This window comes from Rothia sp. HMSC066G02, from assembly GCF_001813145.1.
Taxonomy (GTDB): Bacteria; Actinomycetota; Actinomycetes; order Actinomycetales; family Micrococcaceae; genus Rothia.
The window spans coordinates 33,256-58,221 of record NZ_KV811584.1; the positions used below are offsets into that span (position 1 = coordinate 33,256).

Here is a 24,966-nt window from a genome sequence, read left to right on the forward strand (position 1 = left end):
ATTTGCCAGAAGGCGGCGAACATCTATTGAGAAAACCCCGCCGCATCCTCGAGAATGAGGATGCGGCGGGGTTTTATTGCACGGAAATCTTTGCGCCCAAGAGCCCATTCCTTAGGAGCTGAGCTTTAGGAGCTGAGCTTTAGGAAGCAGGGGTCTCCTGGCGGAAACGCAGACGCCACAGGCCGCGCTCAGCATCGTAATGCCAAATGCTCGAACGGCTCACGCGACCACGCGCGGTCGCAACCGCCGCCATAACCAGCACGCTGGAAGAATCCAGCACCTGCATACCCTGCTTGAGTGGGGCACCCTGCTGGGTGAAGGCGCGTTCGCGGTACTGCAGCACCGAGGAGCGGGACACCGACTTACCGGTGGCGGTCACCCACACCAGACGCTCGTGCAGCATGGACTCCAGCTGCGGTGCCTCCATGACGGAGCCGCGGCTTTCGAGTAGCTGTTCTGCGGCGGCGGCTTCCTCGGGGTTCAGAGCGGGTGCCGCGGGTGCCGCAGGGGCAGAAGCGGGTGCGTCCTTCACGGGTGCCTCAACCTGAGCGGGCTCTACGGTCTGTGCGGGCGCCGCGGCGGGCTCTACCGCCTGCTCTTCTGCGTGCGCTTCCGTCTCGCCCAGCAGTTCCGCCGGGTCAACATCGTTCGGGTCCAGACCTGCGAACTCTTCCAGACCGGTCAGGTCATCCTCTTCTTCCGCCTGCGCGGCACTCGATGCCTGCTGAGCGGTCTCCTCCTGCTGGCGTGCCAGTGCCTTTGCGTCACGCTCAGCGGCACGCTCTGCCGCGAGCGCCAGCTGTTCCTTGCGGGTGCGGACCGCCTCCGGGTCGGGGGCGTTCACCGCGGAGGCGGGGCGCAACAGACCGGACAGGCGCAGGCTCTCCACGCCGCGCTGGGCGTTCTCGATCTCGGCTGCGGTGAATTCCTGCATGGGCAGGTGGGCGTCCGCGGAAGACTCGGAGGGCGCCGAATCAGAGAGCGCAACGTCAGAGAGGGCAGGTTCTGCAACCGGAGCGTTCACAATCGGCACTTCAACAGCCGGAGCCTCCACAGGCTCAGCCGCAGTAGTGGGTTCAGCAGCCGCACCGAAGCCGGGGCCGTGCGCGGGTTCACGGCCCTCCTGGTAGGCGCGCGCAGCACCGTTCGCCAGGGAATCCGCCTTCTCATTGAGCGCGTGACCCGCGTGGCCCTTCACCCAAATAAACTCGTAGTCGCGGCCGGTCAGCGCCTGATCCAGCGCCTCCAGAAGGTCGCGGTTGAGCACGGGCTTGCCGTCGGATTTCTTCCAGCCCTTCTTCTTCCAGCCGGGCATCCACTTGGTCAGCGAGTTAATGACGTACTGGCTATCGCAGTACACGCGCAGCTTCGCCTCCGGGCGGGATGCGGTCGCCTCGAACAGATCCAGGACAGCCTTGAGCTCACCCATGTTGTTAGTGCCGTGCGCCCAGCCCCCGCTCGCCCAGTGGTCGTCGTCGATATACCATGCCCAGCCCGCCGGTCCGGGGTTGCCCAGCGCCGAGCCGTCTGCGGCGGCAATAATCTCTTGCGTGCTGTTCACGGTACCTTCTTTCTGCGCCGCCCCTCTAGCGGGCGGCAGTCCGTAATGATGTCTGTGATGACTTTACCGCACCGGCGGCGAGGGTGCGTAGCGGGCAGTCACGCCTGTGGACAACCTCAAGTAGCCTCGTAGCGCCAATTGCCCTAATGCGGGGCAGGTACACTAAACCTATGAGCTATTCTGCCCCCGAAACACCCAGCGCACAGCGCCCGGAGCACCCTACCGCCCGCCCGAGCGAGCGCGTGCAGATTTTCGCTCTTCCCACCCGCACCATGTACGGTTCCCTGCGTTTTAGCTGGTTGAGCTACCTGGGGCTTGCTGAGCAGCAGCATGCGGCGCAGTTGCCGACCTCCACGGCGGCGGTCAGCTACCTGAGCACTCAGGCGCTCATGCGTGCCATGGCGGCGGCTCGTTTAGATGTGCCTTCCAGTGCCGCTTCTGAGATTGAGGTAGATCGCTCCTGCACCCTGTGCACCAGCGGCAAGAAGCACGGTAAGCCGCGTATTGCGGGCGTGAATTTCAATATGTCGCAGGTGAATCCGCTGGTGGTGGGGGCTTTTAGCCGCAACCCTTCGGCGGTGCTCGGGGTGGATGTTGAGACCCTGGATGCGCGCCTGTTCTCCGGTTTTGCGCGTCTGGCGCTCTCCAATGAAGAACGTGCATTCTATGAGCGGGTGGCGCAGGAACGCCCCGCACCCGTACTGCACCTGCTCTCGGTGGCGCTATGGACCGCTAAGGAGGCGGTGCTTAAGGCGACCGGTCACGGTCTGAGCGTGGTGCCGTCCCTGGTTCGGGTGCAGCTCACAGATGAGCTGCTGGATGCGCTCGAACTTGCCATGAACGAGGAGGTCCCGGGGGACCTTCTGGGCAGCAACGTTCCCGAGCCGACCGCCCTGCGCGTACTGACTCAGGACAGCTTGACCGCGCGTGCTACCTTTAGCGCACCCACACCTCAGGGCGGCGGCGAGGCTATCGAGCGGAGCTTTAGCCTGCAGTGGGTACCCGTGGCGCTGCCCGATGCGGAGAACCCCGAGCACGCGCAGAAGATGCTCATCGCCCTGGCTGTGGAGAACCCTGCCGAGGGTGAGCCCGTGCAGCTTGAGGCTCAGCTTCTGCCGGTTGCCACTCCCCTGGAGCTCAAGCGTCTGCTCACCGACTAGCCACGCTCCCCCATAACAACAACGACTGAACGCGCCCGCCATAACAGCGAGCGCGTTCAGTCGTTTTATTCTGCCGGGTCAAGGCAGTCACGAAAGGCGTTCGTGGCAGAACCTAAGGGGTATCTTCGCCCAGGGTATCCACGCCCAGGGCGCGACCAAAGCTACCGAGCTTCGTGCCGGTCTCCGTGTGCTCCAGCTCCGGGTCGGACTCAGCCACAATACCCGCACCCGCGTACAGCACCGCCTCATCCGGGCTGACCTGGGCGCAGCGCAGCACCAACGCCCACTCGCCGTTACCCTCGGCGTCCATGTAGCCGACCAGACCGCCAAAGTAGCGGCGCTCGAAAGACTCCAGCTGGCGAATCAGCTCCAGCGCCTTCTCAGTGGGGGCACCGCAAATCGCGGGAGTCGGGTGGATCGCGCGGGCACCGTCCAGGCAAGTCAGCCCCTCCTTCAACACGCCGTCGATGGGGGTCGCCAGGTGCCACAGCTGCGGGGTCTGCAGCAGCGAGGGCACCTGCGGCACGTTCAGCTCCTCGGCGATGGGTGCCAGGCGCTCGGCAATATCGTTGATGACGTAGGCGTGCTCGTGGCGGTCCTTCGGCGAGGCGAACAGACGGTCACGAATCGCTTCGTCCTCGGCGCTACCGGGCTCGGCAATGCGCGGGGCGCTACCGGCAAGCGGGTGGGTCTTGAAGGCGCGGCCCTCGGTGCGGAACACCAGCTCCGGGGAGGCACCCATCAGGTAGCTTCCGCTCATGCCGCGCTCGCCCTCGGGCAGGCGCACCGCAAAGTTGAATGCGGAACGCTGCTGGGCGCGCAGGTTGTTGTACAGCGCTTCCAGGTTGAGAGCGCCGGGTGCGTAGCGGGCGGTGAGCACACGCGAAAGCACGATTTTGCTCAGCTCACCCGCCTTCATGCGCTCCACGGCGGTCGCCACGGCGGCACGGAACCGGTCGTTCTGGCGGCCGGTGACCGATACCGGTTCGGCAAGCGCCACGGTCTGCTCGGGGACCGGCACCTGCTGCTCCTCCATGCGTTCAGGCACGAAGAGGTAGGCGGGCATGTCCGGGTCAAAAGGAATCAGACCCACGACGGCGCTACCGGCACGTTTCGCCTCGTCCAGGGCATTATCGAAGGTGACAGGGGTCATCGCACCGGATGCGCGCAGAACGCGGGTGCCGGTGGAAAAGATAAAGTCGGGAAGGTTCGTCATCGTATTTCTATCAGTGGTGTGTGGGTTCGCGCCGGGCATCTAAACGCCGGACGCGGGGTGCCGTTAGAGGGTCGCACCGCCGTCGGCGACAATCTCCTGCATGGTGATGTGGCGGGCCGCCTCCGAGATGAGGAAGGCGTTGACCGCCGCAATATCCGCCGGGTCGGCAATACGGCGCAGCGGAATGCCCAGACGGAACGTTTCCGGGTTACCGGCAACCGGCAGGGCGGAGCGGTCCTCGCCCTCCCAGGCGTCAGTCACCATAGGGGTTCGGGTGGTGCCGGGGCAGACCGAGTTCACGCGAATACCGTGCGCGGCAAGCTGCAGACCGAAGCTGGAACTCACGCGCGCCGCCGATGCCTTCGATGCACCGTAGGCACCAAACTCCGCGCGGGGCACACGGGCCGCGTTGGAGGCGACCGTCACCAGGGAGCGGCTGTTAGTCGGGTCGGTTTCCTGCTGGTCAATCATGATGCGCGCGAATTCGCGCAGGCACAGGAACACGCCGTCGGAGTTGACCGCGTGCAGGCGCTTCCAGGTGGCGAAGCTGGTTTCCAGTAGCGGCTGGCTGTGGGCGATGCCCGCGGCGAGTACCGCACCGGTGATGGGTTCGTCGAGTGCCGCTACAGCGTTGGCGAGGGCGGTGACGGACTCTTCGTTCGTAACGTCTACGGCGCGGTAGCGGAAGATCGCGTCCCCGTAGGTACCGAAGGAGGCAATGGGCTGCTCCACGAGGTCAGCCGCAAACACCGAATAACCGTTCTTAATGAGCTGGTGGACGGTTGCCTCACCAATACCGCCGTTCGCGCCGGTCACAATGACCCAGCTCATGCGCGCGCCTCCTCAGCAGACTCAGCAGACTCAGCCTTCTCAGCACCTTCTGCAGCATGCAGGTCGGCAAGTACATCGGCGGTGTTCAGCACGCGGGCGCAACGACCCGAAGCGTACTCGCACGCCGTGCGGTGCTCCTCCTCCGAGAAGTCGGCGAGCGCATCCGCAACCATAAACGGCTGAATGTCACGCATGAACGCCTCCAGGGCGGTGGTCAGGCAGCCAATGTGCGCGTACACGCCGCCGATAATGAGCTGGTCGCGACCGGACTCCTTGAGCAGGTCCTCGAAGGGGCTGCGCACGAACGCGGAGTAGCGCCACTTGGTCAGCACGGTGTCGCGGTCGGTGGGTGCCAGTTCGTCAAGCACGCGGGCGGATTCGTCGTTCTGCAGGCCGTCGCCCCAGAAGTCGATGAGCAGGCGGCGATCTTCGGGGTTCTGGCGCGGCGGCTGTGCGGTGTAGTAGACCGGGATTCCTGCGGCGTGGGCGGCGTCAATAAGGCGACGCAGGTTCCGAATAGCGACGTTAATCTGGGCGTCCGGGTTGGCGTTACCCTCCCCCAGGTCAGCCCCTTCAAAAGCCTGCACGAAGTGTACCTGCATGTCGTGTACGAGCAGTACAGCGCGGGAGGGGTCCACGGGCCAGCTCACGCGGTTGCTGTGTTCACGGTCGACGTAGGTGTAGGGCTTGATTTTGGGCAGTGCCATGATTCTCCCGGTTCGTGCCTTTGGTTTTCGGTTGTATGCGCGGCGCAGGCGGTGCGCTGTGGTGGGTGTAGCAGCGAGTGGGTGTCTCCTCCGAGCCCCTTCACACTGACCACCCAATCGGTGAGCTTGCGCTTATCTCATAACCATCTTAGGGCATGCTTAGCTACTAGGTATATATGAGCCTTAACAAAAATGCTTCCCCACCCACACCCCCGTTGACAGCACAACGGGCGGAACGGGCAGGGAAGCACTCGGACAAGCAGAAACGCTATACGAACCGCGAATTCAGCCGCGATTCTAGTTCAACTAGTTCACAGGCGCCGCGACGGCAAGAACCTCATTCAGACCCTCAGTGATCGAGGGGTGAGTGTAAATCTCATCGCGCAGCTGCGAAGCAGTAATGCCGTGGCGCATCGCCAGAGCCACCAGGTTAATAACCTCCATGGACTCGATTACCAGCAGCTGGGCACCCAGAATCTGGTCGCTCTGCGCGTCAATCACGAACTTCATGATGCCGCGCGGGTTCTCCTGGGTCTTCGCGCGCGGCATCGCGGCAACCGCGGCAACCGGCTTCGAAGCGACCTTCACCTTGTGGCCAGCCTCGATTGCCTCACGCTCCGTCAGGCCCACGGAAGACAGCGGCGGGTTCATGTAAATGGTCGAAGCCACTGCCTTACGATCCTTAGTGGAGCGGGAACCGTCACCGACCAGCTGGGAGAGCACCACGCGGTAGTCATCCATGGAGATGTAGGTGAACTGCGGGCCGCCGTTCACGTCACCGAGCGCGAAAATGTTCGGCACGGTGCTGCGCAGGTGCTCATCCACGACAATTGCGCCGCGGTCATTGGTTTCGATGTTGGTGTTCTCCAGGCCCAGACCCTCGGTGGCGGGCTTGCGGCCGGTCGCAACCATCACATAGTCCACCTCCAGCTGCTGGGTAGCGCCCTCGGAGTCGAGGTAGGTCACGGTCACCGAGTCAGCGCCGTCATTGAAGGACTGCACGCGCACGCCGGTATGAGCGGCAATGTCCTGGTCTGCGATAATCTCGCGGGCAACCTGGGCAACGTCCTCGTCGTAGCGGCCGAAGAGGGCGGGTGCGCCGTCCAGAATGGTCACCTCGGTACCGTAGGAGGAGAAAATACCGGCGAACTCAACACCGATGGGGCCGCCACCGATAATGCCCAGACGCTTGGGGCGCGGGGTGAGCTTCTGCAGCTCGGTGGAGGTGAGCACACGCTCAGATTCGCGGATACCCTCAATCGGCGGGATAACCGACACGGCACCGGTGTTGACGATGAAGTAGTCGGCGGTAACGCGCAGGGTGTCCTCACCCGCGGTGACCTCCACCTCGGTGTCGGAAATGAAACGTGCGTGACCGTCAATGAGCTTAGCGGTCTCGTTGGACAGCAGGATCTCGCGGTTCTTGGCGCGCATCATGCCGGTCAGCTTGTCACGGAAAACCACGGCGGATTCGTATGCGGCGTTTGCTTCTTCAAGGCTGCGCTCGCCGCTGGCGCGGAACTCGTCGGCACGGTGCACGAGCGCCTTGGTGGGTACGCAACCGATGTTGATGCAGGTGCCGCCGTACATGCCGGTGGACTGTTCAATGAGGGCAACGTTCTTACCGGTCTTGGCGTATGCGCCAGCGAGGGTCTTGCCGCCCTTGCCGAAGCCGATGACGACCATGTCAAAGTGCAACTGAGCGGGGGTGGTCATAATATTCTCCTGTGAAATTTAGATGATGATGTCTTCACAGAGTTCAACGGAAAGAAATAAGTATTATTCCCGAGCGTCACATTTTTTCTTCCAAACCGACTCTTTCAAGGCGACTCTTTCAAGGCAGCGAACACGCGGGCGTAGACTGAAACTACCCGGCTCCCTGCGAGGAGCCAGCATCTTCAGGAGGATTCCATGAAAACCCACGACATTCTGCGTGACGCCGCCAGCCGCCCCGGCATCGAAGCCGCCGTAGCCGTCAAGGGGCTATCAGCTGAGGCGCTCAACGCCCACCCGGGCGGGCACCCGAACTCTATTGCGTGGCTACTCTGGCACGCCGGACGGCAGATGGACATGCAGCTTTCCGCCCTGAACGGTCAGCCGCAGGTCTGGGAGACTCAGGGCTTCAGGGAGCGTTTCAACCTGGGCGAGCTCGGCGACACCATGGGCTACGGCCACACCGCCGAGCAGGCACGCTCCATTGTGGTTGAAGATTCTGCCCTGCTGGTGGAATACCTTGTGGCGACCGACGAGGCGCTTGCCGACTACGCGCAGACACTGAGCGAGGCTGATTTGAGCGAGATTATTGACCGTTCGTGGACTCCGCCGGTAACTCGCGGTATGCGCCTGGTCAGCCTGATTGACGACGCAACCCAGCACGTGGGTCAGGCGGCGTACGCGGCGGGTATTCTCGCGGCACAGGATTTCGCGGCGCAGGGATAGAATTTCACGCCCGCTAGAGGGGAACGAAAAAGCGGTGGCGCCTCGGACACAACCAGCCCGAGACGCCACCGCCCGGTTGCGGGCAACCCCGATAACACCGCGAGCAGATAATATTTCGGCGAGAAGATAACGGACTGTTATCTGCTCGCGCATCTTGTGTCTTGTTTCGCCTCGGTTACAGCGTTCTTACCCGTGATAGAATCCACAGTATTATGAGACGCACCACAGACCCTTCGCCTGAGCACCCTGAATCACCTGCGTCGCGCATTCCAACAAACACACCAGACGCGACCGCAAAACCCACATCAGCAACGCCGCTGAACGCACGCGGGCAGCTCACGCTCCTGACCGCGCAGGTTTCTGATGCTCTTGCGTCCAGTATCCAAGCTATCGCCATGCCCCTGCTGACCTACGGCGCCACCGGCGACCTCGCCCACTCCGCTATCGTCATGGTCGTCGAGGCAGTCCCCGTCATCCTCTTCGCACCATTCGCAGGCGCTATCGCCGACAAATTCAACCGCAAAACCCTCACCGTCAGCTTCAGGCTCGCCAGCGCCGCCCTACTCATCGCATCCCCAGCCCTCTACGCCGCCGCAGGACTACCCGCCTTCCTCACCATCGCATTCCTCGTCTCAACCTTCGGCACCTTCTCATCCCCCGCAGCCTCCGCCGCCATGCCCTCCCTGCTCGGCGACGACTACCAAAAATACATGGCACGCCGCGGCAGCCTCATCTTCCTCGCCCAAACCCTCGGCCCCACCATCGCAGCCGCCGTCGCATCCTTCACCACCCCAGCCCTCGCCGTCGGATTCGCAGGCACCCTCAACCTGCTCGCTGCCCTCACCGTCGCCACCATACGCAACTACGACCTCACCCACGCCGAACGCACCGCCACCGTGCAGGAACACCACACCGGCAGACTCCTGCGCGAAGGCGCCGCCTACACCGCACACAACCCCATCGTGCGCGGTATGCTCACCTTCTGGTTCCTCTCCATCGCCGCCGTACCCATCACCACCCTGCCCATGCTCGAATACCTCACCCGCGGCCTCGGGCACGACTACACCGCCTTCGGAATCGCAACTTCCGTCTACGCCGCCGGATGCGTGATCAGCTCCTGGCTTTCAGCCAAACTCGGCGTCGGTACAGGCGCCGGGCGGGTGCGTATGACCAAACGCGGGTGGATGTGCATCTCCGGACTCGGCTACGGCGCCGTTTGTCTGAGTATGGGACTACACCCGGCGCTGTGGGCGGTACTCGTGCTCTGGTTCATCTGGGGCATGTTCTACGGACCCGAAGAAGTGCTCGGGCAAGTCCTCTTCGCAGACGCTATCGACGAACACATGCGCGGGCGCGTCTACAGCTTCATGGGTGTGGTTTTCTCCCTAGCGGGTATGGTCGGGTACCTCATCACCGGATGGGCGGTACCAGCGTTCGGCGCGATCAACACCATTGTTACCGGAGGGGCACTCTTCATCATCGCCACCGTATTCACGTTCATTCTCGGCCCGACTGCGCGAGCGATACGGGCGCAGGAATCGCGGAATGAGGCAAAGAGCCGTGCGGGTGCATGACTGTGCTCTGTATATCGCCTCGGGGCATCATCGCCTCACCTCCGCCACGTTGCGGGCAACCCTGATAACACCGCGAGCAGGTGATTTTTGGCCGAGCATGCAGGAAAAATACTACCTGCTCGGCCAAAAATCACCTGCTCGCGCCCTAGTGTTATGTATCTGCTCGCGGACTTGGGATAGGAATGAGCGCTTGACCCGAGAAACCTACCCGCGCTTCAGCAACGTCATAACCTCATAGTGGTCCGTATGCGGGAACATGTCCAGCACACGGCCCTGCACCGGCGCATACGAGGGCATACGCTCCAGATCCTTCGCCAAAGTCACCGCGTTACAGCTCGAATACACCACACGGTCAATACCCGAACCCTCAATCCACGCACACAAGCTCTCACCAATACCGCGGCGCGGCGGATTCACCACCAGCATCTGCGGCACCGCGCCCGAAGACACCGCGAACTCCGGCGCATCCTGAGCCGAAAAGTCCACGCCCTCCAGACCGTACTCAGCGACCGTGCGCTGTGCCGAAGCAACCGCCTCCGCACTAATCTCAATGCCCGTCACCGAGCCGCCATCCATCACCGAAGCGGCATGCAGGGCAAAACCGCCCACACCGCAGTACAGATCCCACAGCGAGCGCGGAGCCACCTCACGCACCCACTCACGGCCCTGCGCGTACATCGCCTCAGCGACCTTCGTGTTCGTCTGGAAGAAGCTCTGCGGACGCAAATGCAGGGTCAGGTCATTCACCTGCATCGGCAGGGTCTGACGCTCCGAGAGAATAATCTCCTCATCACCCTCAACGCGCGCCACCGGCTCACGCAGCAGGTTCACCGACAGCACTGCCAGGTTCGGCAGCCGCTCCTGTAGCCAGCCCATCTGGCGGCGAATCGGCACCAGAAGCTTCTTCGAACGCAGCACGAAACGCACCATCAGCTCACCCGCCGCCGAAGCAGTCACCAGAATATTCTTCAGCTCACCGCGACGGTTCGGAATGTCATAAGGGGTCAGGTCTGCACGCTGAATCAGCTCACGCAGCACCGGAATAGCCGCCTGAATCGGCTCCATATAGAGCGGGCATTCGCCAAGATCGGTGGAGGCACCCGTGCGGTAATCCACGATGCCGAGGGTCGGGTTCTTCGCCGAACCGCCCACCACGAGCTTCGCCTTGTTGCGGAAGCCCGCCTCCGCACTGGTCACCGGGTCCAGCCACTGCAGCTGCGGGTAGTTAGCGAGCAGGGCGCGGGCGTGCTCCTGCTTCGCCTGCACCTGCGCGGTGTAGGCGGTCTCAATGCTGGGGCAGGAGGAGCAGAGGTCATCACGAAAATAGGCGCATTCCATAAGGAGCCATTCTACCGCCTCCACGAGCCGGCACGCCGCCGGCCCGTCAAAGACGCAGGATGCGCGGGCGCCAAGAAACAGGCACACAAAAGCGGGGGCGGCCACCCTTCATGGGTAGCCGCCCCCGCCTCATACGGATGCGGTGTGATTATGCCGGGTTAGTTTCCAGCGGCATCTCACCACCGAAGGTCACTTCGTGCCCTTCGGATTCCATAACTTTTTGCCCCATCAGGGACAAAAAGTTATTACATCATGCCTGCCATGCCGTCCGCACCGGGAGCAGCCGCACCAGCGGGCTCCGGCTTGTTGGCAACAACAGCCTCAGTGGTCAGGAACAGACCAGCAATAGACGCAGCGTTCTGCAGAGCCGAACGGGTCACCTTCACCGGGTCAGCAATACCAGCAGCCATCAGGTCCTCGTACTCGCCGGTCGCAGCGTTCAGGCCGGTACCAGCAGGCAGGGAACGAACGCGGTCAACCACAACGCCCGGCTCCAGGCCAGCGTTAGCAGCGATCTGCTTCAGCGGTGCGTCAATAGCCACGCGCACAATGTTCGCGCCGGTCGCCTCGTCGCCGGTCAGCTCCAGCTTGTCGAAGACCTTCACGCCAGCCTGAATCAGAGCAACGCCACCACCGGGGACGATACCCTCCTCAACAGCAGCCTTAGCGTTACGCACAGCATCCTCAATGCGGTGCTTACGTTCCTTCAGCTCAACCTCAGTTGCGGCACCAGCCTTCAGCACAGCAACGCCACCGGCGAGCTTAGCCAGGCGCTCCTGCAGCTTCTCACGGTCGTAGTCAGAGTCGGAGTTAGCGATCTCTGCGCGAATCTGAGCAACGCGACCCTCGATAGCCGCTGCGTCGCCTGCACCCTCAATGATGGTGGTCTCGTCCTTGGTCACAACGACCTTGCGAGCGGAACCGAGCATATCCAGGGTTGCTGCGTCCAGGGACAGGCCAACCTCTTCGGTAATGACCTGGCCACCGGTCAAGATAGCGATATCAGCCATCTGAGCCTTACGGCGGTCACCGAAGCCCGGAGCCTTCACAGCAACAGACTTGATGGAGCCGCGCATCTTGTTCAGCACCAGCAGAGCCAGAGCCTCACCCTCAACGTCCTCAGCAACAATCAGCAGCGGCTTGCCGGACTGCATGACCTTCTCCAGGACGGGAACGAGGTCCTTAACGTTCGAAATCTTCTGGTTCACAACCAGGATGTAGGGGTCCTCCAGGACTGCTTCCTGACGCTCCGGGTCGGTCACAAAGTAACCGGACAGGAAGCCCTTGTCGAAGCGCATACCCTCAGTCAGTTCGAGGTGCAGACCGAAAGTGTTGGAGTCCTCAACGGTGATGACGCCTTCCTTGCCGACCTTCTCCATTGCCTCAGCAATGAGCTTGCCGATCTCAGCGTCGCCAGCGGAAATAGACGCGGTTGCAGCAATCTCTTCCTCAGTCTCAACTTCCTTCGCGGAGGAGAGCAGAGCCTCGGTCACAGCCTCAACAGCCTTCTCAATGCCGCGCTTGAGGCTCAGCGGGTCAGCGCCAGCAGCCACGTTGCGCAGGCCCTCGCGGACCAGTGCCTGAGCCAGAACGGTAGCGGTGGTGGTACCGTCACCTGCGATGTCGTCAGTCTTCTTAGCAACTTCCTTGACGAGCTCCGCACCAATCTTCTCGTACGGATCCTCCAGCTCGATTTCCTTCGCGATCGAGACACCGTCGTTGGTGATGGTGGGGGCGCCCCACGCCTTCTCCAGCACAACGTTGCGGCCGCGGGGGCCGAGGGTCACCTTCACTGCATCGGCGAGGGTGTTCAAACCGCGCTCAAGGCCGCGGCGTGCCTCTTCGTCAAAAGCAATGAGCTTTGCCATAAGTGTCCTCCTGGACGATCGGATTTTTTCCTTCACCCTTGCGGGTGCGGTACATCTAAAATCGGGTGGCTGCCCCTCCACAACACCCCCGTTACGGAGGCGCGGGCAGAGCAGGGCATAAAGTACCCGAACGCTACATCAATTGTGGCACCCGCACCGGCATGGAGCAAACGTTTAAGCCCAAGGTTGAAGGGTTAATCGCCCAGTGCTTAATCTGCGCTCATCAACCCCGTCAAAAGGGGCGTTACCGGTGTGCCCGCCGGGAGTGCGGGAGGGGTGTTAAAAGCATCAACCCCGCCCTGTGCATCGGTGGGATCGCACGGGTGGGGTTGAGCAGAAGTCGTTATGGATGAAACAGCTGGCACGGGCTTAGAATCACCCGAGCAACCGCCTAAACCTATTCCGCGGCAGTAGCGGAGGCGGTGTAATCCGACGACAGAATCACGATGACCTCGTGGTTGCCCATCTCAACGTTGGCGGTCGCCTGGCGCACCTGAGTAATGCCCAGCTTCGAGGCGATGCTCTGCGCCTGCGACTGGTAGCCCTCAGCGTAGTAGACCACGCTGGTTGCAGGAGCCACACCGGTGTAATTCGCGGTCTCGTTAATGGTGTAGCCGGTCAGCAGAGCCGCCGCGCTGGAGGCGCTACCCGCCGGAGCCGCCGCATTGTAGACCGCCACAGAGATGGACTCAGCCAGACCGGTCTTCGTGGCGCTTGCCGACGCAGAAGCCTTAGCCGGCGCAGAGGACGCCGACGCACTTGCGGGGGCGGAGCTGCTCTTCGCGGTGGACGCCGAGTACTGCGGGGAGGCGGTGCGCGGCGCGTACACGTACATTGCGCCGCCGATGAGCAGACCAACTACGCCTGCAGCTACCAGGGGGATAGCGCCCTTGGGGCTCTTTGCCGGGTCAGCATTGACCGCGCGGTAGGTTCCGCGGCGGGCGGTATTTTCGTCTACCTCATCAAATTCGTCGCGGGGGTAGCTCATTTATCCTCATTTCACGGGTCTCTGTTTACCGGCTGGTACCGTGCCTCCCTGCCTGGCACGCGGGCGCGGCTGCAGAAGGTGCGGTCTTGGTGTTCTAGTACCTAGAGTACCGGCTCAATTAGCGAGAACCAATGTGAACGCCCCGCAACCGGCTGTGAAAGAGACGGACACCGCACAGTGTTCAATCTCTGGTTGAACCTAAGGTGTGCGGGGTTGGATGCAGGAGTTGGAAGGCTCGCACGGCTCCCGCAATTCGAGCCCCTAGTCAGCGTCTCGGCGGGCGCGCAGAACGTCGATCATCTGCGGCGCTGCGGCGCGTACCCGCTCATCATCGAGCATCACATTCAGGCGCTGATAGTAGGCAATCGGGGTGAAACCGGCGGCGATAATCGCCTTCTCCTTGGAACCCTGGTGCTTGAAGCGGCGGCGCTCCACCTCAAGGATGCGGCGCTCCACCGGGGTCAGCCCGCCGGGTTGGCTCTGGGCTTCCGGCTGGTTTTCTATTTCCGCCTGGCTCTGCGCTTCTAATTGGCTCTGTGCTTCTGGCTGGCTCTGTGAGGTTTCAGCGCGTTCCTGTTCTGACACGTTCCCTCCTGTCTGTAGCTCGCCCGCTGCGGCTGGCGTCTCCTAGCGTGTGTATTCGTCATCCCCTAGTCTAGAAGAGAAACCCAGCCTAGAAGAGAACCCTAGCCTAGAGGAGAGCCTCAGTCTAGAAGAGAACCTCAGTCTAGAGGAGAAGTATTCATCCCGCACCCGGCCCCGTCACCGTCCGGGTCGCATCAGCCCCAGGAGATTCATGAACCAGCCCCTCAGCAACATTATGAGCGAGGATTGGGCGGCAGCACTCGCCCCGGTCGAAGAGCAGATTCACGCCATGGGCGCTTTCCTGCGTGAGGAGCACGCGGCGGGGTATCGTACTTTCCCGCCTGCCGCTGATATTTTCAATGCGTTCCGCCGCCCGATGAGCCAGGTGAAGGTCCTCATTATTGGCCAGGACCCCTACCCTACTCCGGGCAATGCGATGGGTTTGTCGTTCTCGGTGCACCGCGGTATGCCGTTGCCTCGTTCGCTGAACAATATTTACAAGGAACTTGAGGACGACCTGGGTATTGCCCCGGCTGATCACGGCGACCTGTCCTGTTGGGCTGATGAGGGTGTCATGCTGCTCAACAGGGTTTTGACGGTGCGTGAGTCTGATGCGGGTTCGCACCGCGGCAAGGGTTGGGAGGAGATTACCGAGTGTGCTATTCGCGCTCTAGTGGCGCGTAACCAGCCGCTGGTGGGTCTGCTGTGGGGTGCGGATGCGCGCAAGTGCGCACCCATGCTGCAGCCGTACCCGAGTGTGGAGTCGGCGCATCCTTCGCCGCTGTCTGCTCGTCGTGGTTTCTTTGGTTCGCGCCCGTTTTCGACCGTGAATTCTTTGCTGGTGCAGCAGGGTGCGGAGCCGGTGGATTGGACGGTCCGCTAGGCGCAGCGTAAGAACCGGTGTAAAAGCTGGCGCAATGGGTGTAGCGAAGGGGCGGTAGCTTGTGAGTTGAACTCGCAAGCTGCCGCCCCTTCCCGCATCCAATATATGCAATATTGGCTATATACCCTTGAAAATAGGGTTAGGAATCTGCCGGTTCCACATTCCGCGGAGTCGTAAAATGCTGTAGCGCGTACTGCATCGTGTAATTACCCAACGCAACACCCGAAGCCATCGCCACCACAATCGAAACCGCCGTAATCATATTCTGCATACCCAGAATCACATCCGTCTCAACCGTCAACAAATACATGCCGCGGAAGAACGACAGACCCGGCAGCAAGAACGTAATCGCAGGAATTGAGAAAATCGCCTGAGGCACATGCAGACGGTACGCAAAATACGTGCTCAACGCACCAATCACAACCGCCGCACACGCCGTCGGACCGCGACCAGTACTTGGGCCAGCCAGTAGCTCATAACTGTAATACGCCGCCAGACCGCAGCCCGTAATGACCATCAGCCACCCGACCTTCACCAGCTTCGTCTGCAAGGTAATCGCAAAGGTCGCAATCGCCACCAGGAAGAAGAACGACGCCACCAGCGGGGTCGTCGGCTCAAAACGCAACTGCTCAATATCCAGGGTCGGGCCGTTGAAAATATTGATCGCACTCACCGCGGTCGCAATGCCAACCACCAGGCCCAAGAAGCTCATGCCCGTAGACACGAAACGACCAGCAGCCGTCACAGGGAAGCCGTTAATAGCATCCTGCACGGCACCCACCAGGCGCGGAGTCGGCAAGAACATAATCATACCCGCAGCAACCACCAGAGGCGCCGAAATCGCCTCTCCTTGACGCTGAAGCACCGAAAGAATGGACCCTTCACCGCCCAGCCAAATCGCCAAGAAGGTCATCAGACCGGCACTAGCAGCCATACGGAAGAACGCCGGAATACCAATCGAACTCAACCACTGAATCAGCAGGTACACGGGAATAAAGATAATCGCCGCGCTCAACGCCGTCGCAAAACTCGCCCCCAGCGCCGCTGTCAGGGTTCCAGCGCACGCCAGATTCGCCAGCCACACCACCAGAGGCGGGAACGGCTTGGGTCGGTGCGTAATCTGGTTCAGCTTCAAATCAGCCATTTCCAGGGTCATACCGCCGCGAGTGATCTTGTAGATCAGGCCGTACACCTCGGAGAGTGCCTCGTAGTTCTCAGTGGAGGAACGCACCACACGCACCAGGGTGTGGGTGAAGCGCTCCTCAGCGTTCGCATTGCGCTTGGCGATGCGGGACTCCATGTAAATATCGGGGTCCGACGTGTAGTTGATGGTCACCGACTGGTTCGTAATGTCGACTTCCACCGAGTCCAGCCCGTACGCCGAAGACACCGCAATAATCGCAGAGTCCACGTCCATGGCGTCCGCGCCGTAGTGGAACATCGCCTCAGCCAGACGCAGGGTGAAGTTCAGGGTATCGCGGGCGTATTCCTTCTCACGGCGGAACGCCTCACGGCGCTCATGCTCCTCAGAGCGAATCGTCGGCACGAACTGGCGCTGCGCGATGCGCTGGGCACCGCGCGGGGCAGCGGGTGCGGCCTCCTCAGTGCGCACGAAGGAGCGGAAGCGACGCGAACCCCAGCGACCACCGCTACCGCGCCCAAACAGGCCGCGAGAGCCGCCCTCAACCAGCGGTACGGAGGTGGTGGGCATCGAGACAGGCCCGGTCTTCGGCATTGCGGTAGGATCCGCGCCGAAGCGGCGGGCTGCGTGAGAGTTGGGCACCTGCGGAATCATGCCGGTCATGGGCACCGGCTGGGAGGGGCGGGTCAGCGCCTCCTCGGTTACCAAGTTGCTGGAGGTGACGGGGTTCGGGTCCTCACGGTACGCGTCCAGCTCATGATCAGGCACGAGGGAGGGGTCAATGACGGTACGCGCGCCGTGGCCGTTAGGGGTCAGTTCGGGGTCGCATGTGGGCTCAACCGGCTCCTGCGCGGTGATGCCCATATCCGCTGCGGCCTCCTGCAGTACATCGCTGACAGCTTCTGCAGCGACGGTGCTCTCCTGGCTTGTCGCGGAGGTAGCATGCTGAGCCAGCACGCGGCGCAATTTCTCGTCGGTGACCTGGTCTAGTGAAACCAGGGGAAAACCGCGTTTACCGGCGATGTAGCCCGCGGTGGTGTTCTGCTCGCTTCCTTCCATTGCGGCAGTGTTCGCTTCGTCTGCATGCGAAGCTTCCCGCGATGTGGGGGTCGCGGGGGTGTTCCTCGATTCTGCCAATGTCCCTCCCAGATAGACAGTGCCTTTTTAGTCTAACAAGGGCACGATTCTGCGGTAGCACTGAAGAGCAGAAATATCACTTTTCTGCCCGGTGATTTTGTGAGCAAAAAGCGCTCTGCGGCACTTACGGCAGAAGGCTTCATTGATATGAAGAGAAATCCAGGTCATTACTGCACAGAAGATATTTTGGGAGATATTTCTAGAGCTATTTTCGAGGAAAAATAAAGGTTATATATACATTAAGATTTGCAGAGAAATATCCCCTATCTCCCCCCACTCACGCCTCAATAAAAAATGAATTATTCATAACAAAAAATATCCCGCCACCGAAGTGACGGGATATTCACGCTTTAAGGCTGTAGCCTTCACAGCATCCGAAGCGCACCGCTCAGGGTCACTTCAGAGGCGAAAGTCAATTACTCAGCGTCGTGGTCGGTCTCGAGGATCTTAACCAGCGAGTCAAGAGCCTCTTCAGCACCTTCGCCCTCAGCGCGCAGGACAACAACGTCGCCGTGCTTTGCACCCAGGGACATCAGGGACAGAATCGATGCAGCGTCCATAGCCTCATCTGCGGGCTCACCCTTAGCAGCGATGGTCACCTCAACGGGGAGGTCGCCAGCTGCCTCAGCGAAGATAGCTGCCGGACGTGCGTGCAGGCCAACACGGCTTGCAATAGTGGCTTCGCGCTCTGCCATTATGTTTCTCCTTTGATCAAGGAACCAAAAATATATCAGTCCCTATTCTAAATGAACGGGGCGCTTCAGGACCCGCCCTTACTCTATAAATTGTACCGTTCAGCCGTACGCTAACAAGTACAAAAATGCCGGATGCAGAAATAAAACTCCGCACCCGGCATTTTTATGGACCCGGGCACCGCCTAACACACCCCACCAAGGGGCGGCAGGCAGAACCCGGAATCGTTTTAAGGCTTAGAGGCCCAGCTCATCCAGAATCGGCAGAGCCTTGCGTGCGCTCTCCTTCGCCTCAGCAGAAGAAATCTGCTGCAGAGCGATAGCCGCAATCTGCTGTGCCTTCTCCTTGGTCACAGACTTCAGAACCGCAGCCACAGCGGGGATAGCGCCAGCGTTCATGGACAGGGTGTCAACACCCAGACCAATCAGAACAACAGCCAGAGCCGGGTCAGCCGCAGCCTCACCACAGACGCTCACGTACTTCTTCTTACCCGCGGTGACCGATGCACGCTGAGCACCCTCAACAGTCATCTTGATCATCTTCAGCACTGCAGGCTGCCAGGGGTTGTTCAGGTGCGCCAGGTCACCCAGCAGACGGTCAGCTGCCATGGTGTACTGGGTCAGGTCGTTGGTGCCGATGGACACGAAGTCGACCTCGCCCAGGATAGCCTCAGCGTTCATCACAGCTGCGGGGGTTTCAACCATCACACCGTGAACGGGCAGGCCGATCTCCTTGAGCATGTTCGCGAAGTTGCGTGCCTCGGAGGTGGTCGAAATCATCGGAGCCATAACCCAGATGTCCGCGTCGGAGTTCTCCGAAGCAGCCTTAATAGCCTCCAGCTGGCGGGTCAGAACGCCCGGAACGGTCCAGTCAGTACGGAAACCGCGAACACCCAGTGCGGGGTTCTCCTCGGGGTTCACGTTCAGGAACGGCAGGGGCTTGTCAGCACCAGCGTCCAGAGTACGAACCACAATGTGCTTGCCGGGGAATGCGTCAAACACGGACTTGTAGGTCTTAGCCTGAGTCTCGATAGAAGGCTCAGAGTCGTGGCCCAGGAAGCCGAACTCGGTGCGGAGCAGGCCAACACCCTCAGCCTTCAGGCTTGCAGCCTTCTCAGCGGACTTGCCGTCACCAACGTTTGCGTACAGCTCAACGCGGGTGCCGTCAGCCAGCACGCCCTGACCGTCGAAGTCAGCGACGGGCTTGCGGTTTGCGTACTTGATTGCTGCTTCGCGGTCAGCGTCGGTGGGCTCGGTGTCAACGATGCCTTCGTTGGAGTCCACGTAGACGATGGTGCCGTCAGCAATGTCGGTCACGCCCTTAGCCGCCACAATAGCGGGCAGGCCCAGGCCGCGAGCCAGAATAGCGGTGTGTGCCTGGGGGCCACCGTCAGAGGTGATCAGGGCGATAACCTTCTCGGGGTCCAGGGTCGCGGTATCAGCCGGTGCCAGGTCAATAGCAGCCAGGATGAACGGCTCATCAGAAACGGGGATGCCGGGAGCCTGCTGGCCGGTCAGCTCAGCGACGATACGGGCCCGCACGTCGTGGATGTCGGTGACGCGCTCAGCCATGTAGCCACCCAGGGCAGCCATCTGGTCAGCGAAGGAGGTTGCAGCCTCCCAAATTGCGCGCTCGGGAGCCATCTCCTGGCTCTCAACCAGCTTGATAGCACTCTTGATGAGTGCACGGTCGGTAGCCATCTGAGAGGTGGACTTCAGAACAGCCTTACCGTCGCGGCTTGCGTTCTCTGCGCGAGCCAGCAGGTCTTCCTTGACGCGGACCGATGCGTCCTTAATGCGCTGCGCTGCAGCCTCGGCGGTCTCGCCGCTCAGACGCAGACCATCCTTGGGTTCTTCGATGGGCTTAGGCATCTGAAGAACGGGGCCAATAACGCGGCCGGCGTATACGCCGACGCCCTTGTAGGTAGTCATAGAGTTCATGTCCTATCTGTGGTTTGTCTACAGTGTAACGTGTTTTTTCACGCTTACGCCTGCAAACAGACGATCAAATGAAGGTGAGGTTATACGGCCTTTATGCGGATGCCTTAGAGCGGGCACCCAGGGACTTCAGCACCACGTACAGCAGCGCCGAAACGACGGTACCGGCAACAACAGCCGCCAGGAACATCAGCGGGTTCTGCGCCAGACCAATAATCCAAATACCACCGTGCGGAGCCGGGGAAGCCACGTGCGCACCCATGGAGATTGCACCGGCAATAGCGCCACCAACAATGGTCGAAGGAATCACGCGAGCCGGGTCAGCCGAAGCGAAGGGAATAGCACCCTCAGAGATGAAGGAAGCACCCAGCAGCCACGCAGCCTTACCGTTCTCACGCTCGTTCTCGTTGAACAGCTTGGGACGCAGGGTGGTTGCCAGAGCCATAGCCAGCGGCGGAACCATACCGGAAATAATGACGGCAGCCATGATTTCCTGGTTCACGGTCGCACCCGAGGACAGGCCAGCAGTTGCAAAGAGGTAAGCAGCCTTGTTGATGGGGCCACCCAGGTCAGAAGCCATCATGGCACCCAGGATCAGGCCCAGCAGCAGAGCGGAGCCACCAGACATGGAGGTCAGCCAATCCTGCAGGGTGGTCATAACCCACGCCAGGGGCGCACCGAGCAGCAGGTACATTGCCAGGCCGGCAACCAGAGAAGTCACCAGCGGGGTGATGACCACGGGCATCATCGAGCCGAGCCAGCGGGGCAGCTTCAGGGTGCCCAGAGCGTACGCAATCAGACCGGCGAGAATACCGCCAACAATACCGCCAAGGAAGCCCGCGTTCACCGCGAGAGCCACCGAACCGGCGATGAAGCCCGGAGCAATACCGGGACGCTGAGCCAAACCGTACGCAATGTACGCGGCAAGAGCCGGAACCATCAGGCTCAGGCCGAAACCACCGATGGTCTGCAGAACAGCACCCAGGTACAGGGTCCAGTGCACGTCACCGAGGTTGAACAGGGTTGCTGAACCCAAGATAGCCTTGGTATCCACATCACCGAGGTTCGGCATGGTGATTGCCTCGAAAACGAAGCCGAGGGCGACCAGAATACCGCCGGCGGCAACGAACGGAATCATGTAAGAGATACCGGTCATCACGGCCTTGTAGATGCGCGAGCCCCAAGCGCCTTCGGTAGCGCCTGCGCTGTCCTCACCGCTGGATGCGGCAGCGGCAACACGTGCACCGTTGGGGTTCTCAGCCTCAGCCAGAGCCTCCGCAATCATTTCCTTAGGCTCGTCAATACCGCGCTTGACGGGAGACTCAACGAAGGGCTTACCTGCGAAGCGGTTACGCTCACGCACGTTCACGGACACCGCAAAAATCACGGCGTCTGCGGCGTCAATATCAGCCTGCGTCAGCTTCTCATTACCTGAGGAGCCCTGAGTCTCAACCTTCAGGTCGTAGCCGAGCTCTTCAGCAGCGTACTTGAGGGCGTCCGCAGCCATGTAGGTGTGAGCGATACCGGTGGGGCATGCGGTCACAGCAACAATCTTCTTCACCGGAGCCGAAGCAGCGGGGGTGTCCTGATCGGAGGCGGCAGGTGCGGCGGGCGCAGCCTCGGCGGGCTTGGCCTCTGCCTTCTTCTCGCCCACGCCGAGCGCACCGTTGACCAGCTCAACGATCTCTTCAGCCGAGGAGGCTTCGCGCAGGGACGCGGTGAAGCTCTTCTTCATCAGGGAGCGTGCCAGGGTGGAGAGCAGCTTCAGGTGAGCCTGGTCAGCGCCATCGGGTGCAGCGATGAAGAAAATCAGGTCGGCGGGGCCGTCCTTTGCACCGAAGGAAACTGCAGGGTTGGGGCGTGCCATTGCCAGGGTCGGCTCGGTGACGGCGGCACTGCGGCAGTGCGGAATCGCAATACCGCCGGGGATACCGGTGTCGGTCTTGGATTCGCGTGCCTCGGCAGCCGCGTAGAGCTGCTCGAAGTCGGTAGCGCGTCCGGCATTTACGACTGCCTGGGCGAGCTTGGCAATTACGTCGAATCGGGTCTCGCCGAGGTTCTCGTCCAGCAGGACGAGATCTGCGGTGATCAGATCAGACATATTCCCTCCTCGGGTATGTGTTGGGGCGGGGATTCGCTTAGCGGTGCCGGGCTTCTCCCCTATATGGGTTCAAAGTGTGTGCAGTGTGTGTTGTGTTCGTATGTACGTGTGGCTGTTTGGCTAGCACCCCAGCTTATATTCCCTTCTGAGAATAAAAGCTGGAGGTGCGAAAACAGACCGAATTAGAGCTGCAGCTGACGAACAGTGACCTTCTCAGGAGTGGTCTGCTCCAGCGAAGGCATACGGGTACCGGGCAGAGCAGCAGCAGCCGAACCGTGAGCTACCGCCTGAACCAGGCAACCGGGGGCATCCTCACCACGAGTGTGAGCAATCAAGAAACCGGACAGCGACGAGTCACCGGCACCCACAGTGCTACGAACCTGAATCGGCTCGTGCACAGCGTGCCAGATACCCTGCTCAGTGACCAGCACTGCACCGCCGCCGCCGAGGGTGGCAAGCACGTACTCGATGCCGTCGCCGAGCAGCTTCTGGGCGGTGCGAGCGGTCAGCTCGGGGCTAGCCTCCAGCTCCTCCCAGTTATCGCTACCGGTCAGCTGAGCCAGCTCCTCCGAGTTGGGCTTAATCAGGGTGGGCTTGTGCTCACCGGCAACGGTCGCAATCAGCGGCGCCTCAGAGGTATCAATAGCAATCTTGCCCTCGTAGCCGGAGGCGCGCAGTGCCGCCACCAGCTCGGAGTAGTAGGTCGGTTCCAGACCCAGAGGCAGCGAACCAGCCAGAACCACCCAGTCGGCACCCTTGGAACGCTCAACCACCAGTTCGTCCAGCTTCTGACGCAGTTCAGCATCAAAAACGGTGCCGGGGGCGTTCAGCTTGGTGGTGGTGCCGTCCGGGTCAACCACGGTGATATTCGAGCGAATCGGCTCACCGGTGGGCAGGTTAGCGAACTCAACGTCCACAGCCTGCAGTGCGGTCAGCACCGGGTCGGTGGCTTCACCGGGCACAATGGCGAGGGTCGGCACGCCGGAAACCTGCAGGGCGCGGGAAATATTCACGCCCTTGCCACCGGGATCCTGTACGGCGCCTACAGCACGCTGCACGGCACCGTGAGCCAGGGGTGCACCGAGTTCAATGGTGCGGTCCAGGCTGGGGTTTGCGGTCAGAGTAATAATCATTAGGCAATCACAATCTCAACGTTTGCGGCCTCGAGTGCCTGACGGAGGGCACCTTCGGGCTCGCGATCGGTAATGAGGGTGTCAATATCCTCAAATCCGGCGAAGCGGACCAGGGATTCCTGACCGAACTTCGCGGAGTCACAGAGCAAGACCACGCGGCGGGCTGCCTTGCAAATTGCGGTCTTGACGATGGCTTCGTTCATGCCGGGGGTGGAGATGCCGAAGTGGGCTTCAATACCGTTGGCACCAATGAAAGCAATATCGGGGCGCATGGTGCCGAAGTGCTCTGCGGCGCGTGCACCAACAGCAGCCCAGGTCATCTTGCGCAGCTGGCCGCCAACCAGCTCAAGGGTGACGCCTTCGGCTTCGGCGAGCTTGACTGCAATGTGCAGTGCATGGGTGATGACGATGCGGTCATTGCCGGTCTTGAGGCTGAAGTTTTCGGCGCCGATGTGGTCGGCGAGAATTTCGATGGTGGAGCCTGCGTCCAGGACGATGGAGCCTGCCTCGGAGTCGCGAAGCATCTGGTATGCCTTGGTGGCAATGCGGCGCTTTTCGGGGGTGTTCATGCCCTGTCGGGAGGAGATGGAGGACTCCAGGGAGGTGGACTGCTCAATGGTGACAGCACCACCGTGGACACGGCGGAGCTTACCTGCTTCTTCCAGTGCGGCGAGGTCACGACGCACGGTCTCCATGGTCACATCGTAACGGCGCGCAAGGTCAGCGCCGTTGACACGACGTGCGGAGGCAACAAGCTTTGCAATTTCGGCACGGCGTTCTTCTGCGAACATAAATCTGGTGTTCCTTTGGGCTAGTGGGAGGAAATCTGTGCGTTCTTTTCTGCGTTCTGCTCGGCTTTCAGGACCGTGAGAGACATGGTTTCAGCGAACCGACAGAACGCTTTAGGGTAATACTTGATTTTATGTGGGTTTTTGTGGGCAAGTCAATATAAAACGCTGTATTTGCTGGAATATTACCCGATTGTTCCCTACCGAAACCACACCCATTTGCGAGCTGTTGCCTGTTTATGTCTGTTTGACCTAATGAACTGTTGGGTTTTCCCGCTCCCCCACCATCCGCACAGTATCCAACACCTACACGGCACCCTCACAGGGCAAAAAGTGGAGGCGCCGGCTCCAAAAATCCTCAGCGAGAATCCTCGAAACCAGCGCCTCCACCGGGCACAGAACCTTACTTACCTTGACGCTCACGACGTTCGCGACGCACGCGACACCAACGATGCACGCCCAAAGCACCCGCCGCACCCAGCAGGGCACCCGAACCGTTCATCAGCACATCCACCGGGTCGCCGGTGCGATCAGGCATGAAACTCTGAATCGTCTCAATGCAGGCGCTGACCAAAAATCCCGAGTACAGCACGTGCGGGCGAGCCTTCGGCTTGAGCAGCAGGGCGAAAAGAAAACCGCCCGGAATGAACATGATGACGTTCGAAAGCTGCTCGATGCTCGAATAGGTGATGAACGCAGGCAACCAACCTTCGGCGTGGCCGGTATCCAGCAGCTGCGCCAGGCGGCCTCCCATCTCGTTATCGTCCACGTGCACGGGGGCGAACACGATACTCGCCACTACCGCGCAGTACAGCGCCGTGACGGGCCAGAGAATCAGTCGCCACACGCGAGCGCTAGAGCGACCACCGGGTTGTCCTTTACCAAA

At 61.1% G+C, this 24,966-nt stretch carries 20 protein-coding genes; 4 read left to right on the forward strand and 16 right to left on the reverse strand.

Going from position 1 to position 24,966, the window contains the following annotated elements:
• Positions 1–139: 139 nt before the first annotated feature.
• Positions 140–1,561: an RNase H family protein gene (locus HMPREF2894_RS09325; protein WP_005504525.1), complete on the reverse strand. Its 1,422-nt coding sequence runs from the start codon at positions 1,559–1,561 to the stop codon at positions 140–142.
• Positions 1,562–1,731: 170 nt separating this feature from the next.
• On the opposite strand from HMPREF2894_RS09325, the gene HMPREF2894_RS02480 reads away from it, so the two are divergent.
• A complete protein-coding gene (locus HMPREF2894_RS02480; RefSeq protein ID WP_083309901.1) occupies positions 1,732–2,721 on the forward strand; it encodes a 4'-phosphopantetheinyl transferase family protein in 990 nt (329 codons plus the stop codon).
• A 112-nt stretch (positions 2,722–2,833) separates the two neighbouring features.
• Here HMPREF2894_RS02480 and HMPREF2894_RS02485 read toward each other — a convergent pair whose 3' ends face one another.
• From HMPREF2894_RS02485 to HMPREF2894_RS02500, 4 genes are all read right to left on the reverse strand, one after another.
• Positions 2,834–3,937, reverse strand: coding sequence for an isochorismate synthase (locus HMPREF2894_RS02485; protein ID WP_049348945.1), 1,104 nt, complete (start codon positions 3,935–3,937; stop codon positions 2,834–2,836).
• 63 nt (positions 3,938–4,000) lie between these two features.
• Entirely contained in the window at positions 4,001–4,768 is a 768-nt protein-coding gene (locus HMPREF2894_RS02490; protein ID WP_070593148.1) for an SDR family oxidoreductase, read from the reverse strand.
• Positions 4,765–5,475, reverse strand: coding sequence for an isochorismatase family protein (locus tag HMPREF2894_RS02495; RefSeq protein ID WP_070593149.1), 711 nt, complete (start codon positions 5,473–5,475; stop codon positions 4,765–4,767). Before HMPREF2894_RS02495 ends, HMPREF2894_RS02490 begins: the two co-directional genes overlap by 4 nt.
• Positions 5,476–5,781: 306 nt before the next feature.
• Positions 5,782–7,191 carry an FAD-dependent oxidoreductase gene (locus HMPREF2894_RS02500; RefSeq protein ID WP_070593150.1) on the reverse strand — a complete coding sequence of 470 codons (1,410 nt, stop codon included), beginning with the start codon at positions 7,189–7,191 and terminating at the stop codon, positions 5,782–5,784.
• 195 nt (positions 7,192–7,386) lie between these two features.
• Here HMPREF2894_RS02500 and HMPREF2894_RS02505 point away from each other — a divergent pair, with 195 nt between their 5' ends.
• Both HMPREF2894_RS02505 and HMPREF2894_RS02510 read left to right on the forward strand, forming a co-directional pair.
• On the forward strand, positions 7,387–7,914 hold the full coding sequence (locus HMPREF2894_RS02505) for a mycothiol transferase (RefSeq protein WP_070665863.1): 528 nt from the start codon (positions 7,387–7,389) through the stop codon (positions 7,912–7,914).
• Positions 7,915–8,126: 212 nt separating this feature from the next.
• Entirely contained in the window at positions 8,127–9,488 is a 1,362-nt protein-coding gene (locus tag HMPREF2894_RS02510) for an MFS transporter (protein WP_246824527.1), read from the forward strand.
• Between the two features lie 204 nt (positions 9,489–9,692).
• Here HMPREF2894_RS02510 and rlmC read toward each other — a convergent pair whose 3' ends face one another.
• From rlmC to HMPREF2894_RS02530, 4 genes are all read right to left on the reverse strand, one after another.
• Positions 9,693–10,826, reverse strand: a complete 1,134-nt coding sequence (rlmC, locus tag HMPREF2894_RS02515; RefSeq protein WP_049346116.1) for a 23S rRNA (uracil(747)-C(5))-methyltransferase RlmC — start codon at positions 10,824–10,826, stop codon at positions 9,693–9,695.
• Positions 10,827–11,071: 245 nt separating this feature from the next.
• Positions 11,072–12,694: a chaperonin GroEL gene (groL, locus tag HMPREF2894_RS02520; protein ID WP_005504512.1), complete on the reverse strand. Its 1,623-nt coding sequence runs from the start codon at positions 12,692–12,694 to the stop codon at positions 11,072–11,074.
• Positions 12,695–13,091: 397 nt separating this feature from the next.
• The gene (locus tag HMPREF2894_RS02525) at positions 13,092–13,682 is read right to left on the reverse strand and encodes a LytR C-terminal domain-containing protein (protein ID WP_049340902.1); all 591 of its coding nucleotides are present in this window, start codon (positions 13,680–13,682) and stop codon (positions 13,092–13,094) included.
• 261 nt (positions 13,683–13,943) lie between these two features.
• A complete protein-coding gene (locus HMPREF2894_RS02530) occupies positions 13,944–14,267 on the reverse strand; it encodes a DUF3263 domain-containing protein (protein ID WP_070677675.1) in 324 nt (107 codons plus the stop codon).
• Positions 14,268–14,478: 211 nt separating this feature from the next.
• Between HMPREF2894_RS02530 and HMPREF2894_RS02535 the strand changes: the two genes are divergently transcribed.
• Entirely contained in the window at positions 14,479–15,150 is a 672-nt protein-coding gene (locus HMPREF2894_RS02535) for a uracil-DNA glycosylase (RefSeq protein WP_070507220.1), read from the forward strand.
• A 139-nt stretch (positions 15,151–15,289) separates the two neighbouring features.
• On the opposite strand, the gene HMPREF2894_RS02540 is transcribed toward HMPREF2894_RS02535, so the two are convergent.
• From HMPREF2894_RS02540 to HMPREF2894_RS02570, 7 genes are all read right to left on the reverse strand, one after another.
• Positions 15,290–17,428 carry a threonine/serine exporter family protein gene (locus HMPREF2894_RS02540; RefSeq protein ID WP_070634943.1) on the reverse strand — a complete coding sequence of 713 codons (2,139 nt, stop codon included), beginning with the start codon at positions 17,426–17,428 and terminating at the stop codon, positions 15,290–15,292.
• Between the two features lie 416 nt (positions 17,429–17,844).
• Positions 17,845–18,123, reverse strand: coding sequence for an HPr family phosphocarrier protein (locus tag HMPREF2894_RS02545; RefSeq protein WP_005504506.1), 279 nt, complete (start codon positions 18,121–18,123; stop codon positions 17,845–17,847).
• A gap of 234 nt (positions 18,124–18,357) precedes the next feature.
• Positions 18,358–20,052, reverse strand: a complete 1,695-nt coding sequence (gene ptsP / locus HMPREF2894_RS02550) for a phosphoenolpyruvate--protein phosphotransferase (RefSeq protein ID WP_070677698.1) — start codon at positions 20,050–20,052, stop codon at positions 18,358–18,360.
• A 100-nt stretch (positions 20,053–20,152) separates the two neighbouring features.
• Positions 20,153–22,159 (reverse strand): PTS fructose transporter subunit IIABC, encoded by a 2,007-nt coding sequence (locus HMPREF2894_RS02555; RefSeq protein ID WP_070677677.1) that lies wholly within the window; start codon positions 22,157–22,159, stop codon positions 20,153–20,155.
• 182 nt (positions 22,160–22,341) lie between these two features.
• The gene (locus HMPREF2894_RS02560; protein ID WP_049327005.1) at positions 22,342–23,292 is read right to left on the reverse strand and encodes a 1-phosphofructokinase family hexose kinase; all 951 of its coding nucleotides are present in this window, start codon (positions 23,290–23,292) and stop codon (positions 22,342–22,344) included.
• Complete coding sequence (locus HMPREF2894_RS02565) at positions 23,292–24,083, reverse strand: DeoR/GlpR family DNA-binding transcription regulator (protein ID WP_005504500.1); 792 nt, start codon at positions 24,081–24,083, stop codon at positions 23,292–23,294. The genes HMPREF2894_RS02560 and HMPREF2894_RS02565 overlap by 1 nt, the downstream gene beginning before the upstream one ends.
• A gap of 400 nt (positions 24,084–24,483) precedes the next feature.
• A complete protein-coding gene (locus HMPREF2894_RS02570) occupies positions 24,484–24,927 on the reverse strand; it encodes a VanZ family protein (RefSeq protein ID WP_070677679.1) in 444 nt (147 codons plus the stop codon).
• Between the last annotated feature and the right edge of the window lie 39 nt (positions 24,928–24,966).

Excerpts from the sequence above, each read along its gene's own strand:
- HMPREF2894_RS02480 (WP_083309901.1), top strand. The coding sequence starts at position 1,732 with ATGAGCTATTCTGCCCCCGAAACACCCAGCGCACAGCGCCCGGAGCAC.
- HMPREF2894_RS02485 (WP_049348945.1), bottom strand. The coding sequence starts at position 3,937 with ATGACGAACCTTCCCGACTTTATCTTTTCCACCGGCACCCGCGTTCTG.
- HMPREF2894_RS02490 (WP_070593148.1), bottom strand. The coding sequence starts at position 4,768 with ATGAGCTGGGTCATTGTGACCGGCGCGAACGGCGGTATTGGTGAGGCA.
- HMPREF2894_RS02495 (WP_070593149.1), bottom strand. The coding sequence starts at position 5,475 with ATGGCACTGCCCAAAATCAAGCCCTACACCTACGTCGACCGTGAACAC.
- HMPREF2894_RS02500 (WP_070593150.1), bottom strand. The coding sequence starts at position 7,191 with ATGACCACCCCCGCTCAGTTGCACTTTGACATGGTCGTCATCGGCTTC.
- HMPREF2894_RS02505 (WP_070665863.1), top strand. The coding sequence starts at position 7,387 with ATGAAAACCCACGACATTCTGCGTGACGCCGCCAGCCGCCCCGGCATC.
- HMPREF2894_RS02510 (WP_246824527.1), top strand. The coding sequence starts at position 8,127 with ATGAGACGCACCACAGACCCTTCGCCTGAGCACCCTGAATCACCTGCG.
- rlmC (WP_049346116.1), bottom strand. The coding sequence starts at position 10,826 with ATGGAATGCGCCTATTTTCGTGATGACCTCTGCTCCTCCTGCCCCAGC.
- groL (WP_005504512.1), bottom strand. The coding sequence starts at position 12,694 with ATGGCAAAGCTCATTGCTTTTGACGAAGAGGCACGCCGCGGCCTTGAG.
- HMPREF2894_RS02525 (WP_049340902.1), bottom strand. The coding sequence starts at position 13,682 with ATGAGCTACCCCCGCGACGAATTTGATGAGGTAGACGAAAATACCGCC.
- HMPREF2894_RS02535 (WP_070507220.1), top strand. The coding sequence starts at position 14,479 with ATGAACCAGCCCCTCAGCAACATTATGAGCGAGGATTGGGCGGCAGCA.
- HMPREF2894_RS02545 (WP_005504506.1), bottom strand. The coding sequence starts at position 18,123 with ATGGCAGAGCGCGAAGCCACTATTGCAAGCCGTGTTGGCCTGCACGCA.
- ptsP (WP_070677698.1), bottom strand. The coding sequence starts at position 20,052 with ATGACTACCTACAAGGGCGTCGGCGTATACGCCGGCCGCGTTATTGGC.
- HMPREF2894_RS02555 (WP_070677677.1), bottom strand. The coding sequence starts at position 22,159 with ATGTCTGATCTGATCACCGCAGATCTCGTCCTGCTGGACGAGAACCTC.
- HMPREF2894_RS02560 (WP_049327005.1), bottom strand. The coding sequence starts at position 23,292 with ATGATTATTACTCTGACCGCAAACCCCAGCCTGGACCGCACCATTGAA.
- HMPREF2894_RS02565 (WP_005504500.1), bottom strand. The coding sequence starts at position 24,083 with ATGTTCGCAGAAGAACGCCGTGCCGAAATTGCAAAGCTTGTTGCCTCC.